Origin of the sequence: Pseudomonas sp. LM13, assembly GCF_041381355.1 — a bacterium.
GTDB lineage: Bacteria > Pseudomonadota > Gammaproteobacteria > Pseudomonadales > Pseudomonadaceae > Stutzerimonas > Stutzerimonas frequens.
The window spans coordinates 1-1,718 of sequence record NZ_JACBXH010000102.1 but is presented as its reverse complement, the minus strand read 5'-3'; the positions used below and the strand labels follow the sequence as shown (position 1 = coordinate 1,718).

Annotated in this window: 1 protein-coding gene; it reads right to left on the bottom strand. The window is 63.6% G+C overall.

Translation table 11 applies throughout. The features are described 5' to 3' along the window. Positions 1-233 precede the first annotated feature (233 nt). Positions 234-1,652: an IS1380-like element ISPsp9 family transposase gene (locus HZR81_RS23455; RefSeq protein ID WP_076611315.1), complete on the bottom strand. Its 1,419-nt coding sequence runs from the start codon at positions 1,650-1,652 to the stop codon at positions 234-236. Positions 1,653-1,718: the final 66 nt, after the last annotated feature.

The window sequence follows — 1,718 nt, the reverse complement described above, 5'->3', positions numbered from 1 at the left end:
CCCGCCTTATTCACGAGGGCGCTGATTGAGCGGTCTGAAGGTACTGGCTGTTGGCATTGCTTATCAGGATTCGCATCTTCAGCGCGAGTGGCTGTTGAGTAATGCCAGAACGCAGCCCTTTTCCTACTTACTTATAGCTCTTTGGAATCAATTGCGACCGTCCAAGCAGCCGTGATCGCCGACCGCCGCTCCGGTCGCTCGCTTTCTGATGCTGTGGTGGTCTCGCAGGAGCGTCAGCTCAGTGCGGTCAGCTTCGGCAGCCCCTTCAGCAGCGTCGGCCACCACTTGTCGGCGGCGGCCCCCAGATGAACGGTGATTCGCCGAGCGTGCAGCCTCAGCGTGGCGGCGACCTTCAGCACCTGCTCGCGCATCCGGCTGAGGCTCCAGCCTTGCCGGGTCTGCCGCTCCAGCAGGCAGCGCAGGCCATGCAGGACCTGGTAGGCGTAGAGACTCAGTAGCAGACTCACTTCGTTGCGGGCCATCACCTCTTGAACGGTGGAAGCGCCGCGGTCGGTCGAGGAGAGATGCACGTCGAGTGCTGATTTCACCTCGCCCATGTGCGCCTCGGCGCTGCCGCGCTTGCGATAGAGTGCTAGGACCTTCTCTGGCGGCCAGTCGAACTTGCTGAGGTTGGTGACCAGGAAGAAGGCATGCAGCAGCAGGTCATCGGGGCGTTCCTGCACCACCAGCACTACGCGCCGCGGTGCCGACCAGGAGCCGGCTTGGTACTCCAGATCGTGGCACCACTCGCGAGGCTGCTCGGGTGGCCGGCCGGGTGGCCGCTTCAGGAGCGGTGCTGCCAGCTTCTGTAGACCGGTGTGACTGCGCAACCGGCCCAGGTATTCGATCTCCCGATCCTCCAGGGCCTCCAGCGTCGCGTTATCGGTAAAACCGGCGTCGATGCGCACACGAACCTGTGCCCCGGTGCTCTCGTTGAGTCGTCGTACCAGATGCGGGATCCAGGTGTCGGCGTTCTCTGCCGGGCCGGCGTTGCCCTCGCGCAGCAGGCCGCCCACCATGTCGCCGGTCTCCGCCAACGATGCGACCAGCGGCGAGTAGATGCGGGCCCCGTAAAGGCCATGATAGGCCGACCCGCCCTGATGGCCATGCACCTCGATCGGCAGGCCATCGATGTCCAGCGTCAGCTGTTTGGGACGTTCACCGTTCTGCAGCGAGGTCAGGCGCCAGACCACCAGCCGCAACAGGCCTTCGTGCACGGCATCGATATTGTCGTTACGACCGAGGCAGCTCAGCAGCCGCGACAGCGTGGCTTGAGACGGCCGGTCCTGGACCAGGGGTGTCATGCCGCGTGCATCGCTGCAGGCCAACTGCCAAAGCGGGTCACGGCGCAGCGTGTCGGTATCGCTGAGATCGATCCAGCCCATCGCACGCTGCAGCACCAGGGTACGCAACTGGCTGGCCAGCGAATGACGGATGCGCAGCGGGTGGCGTCGATCGACCAGATTGTCTTCCAGCGCCTCGATTACGCCGCTGTTGTCGAGGGCTTCACGCAGCAGCAGGGCGCCGCTGTCGCTGGTGGTGCGCTGGCCGCTCAGCTCAACACGGACAGAGCCGTTGCATGAGGGCGTCCAGGTGGATAGGCTTTCACCCATGGCGAGTGGTCCTCTTGAATCGTGTTCTGGCAGGAACATCCTGATTCTACAAGAGAAAACCACTCGCCATCTTCGTTTTCAGGTCGGCCTCATGAATAAGCCGGG

Excerpts from the sequence above, each read along its gene's own strand:
- HZR81_RS23455 (WP_076611315.1), bottom strand. The coding sequence starts at position 1,652 with ATGTTCCTGCCAGAACACGATTCAAGAGGACCACTCGCCATGGGTGAA.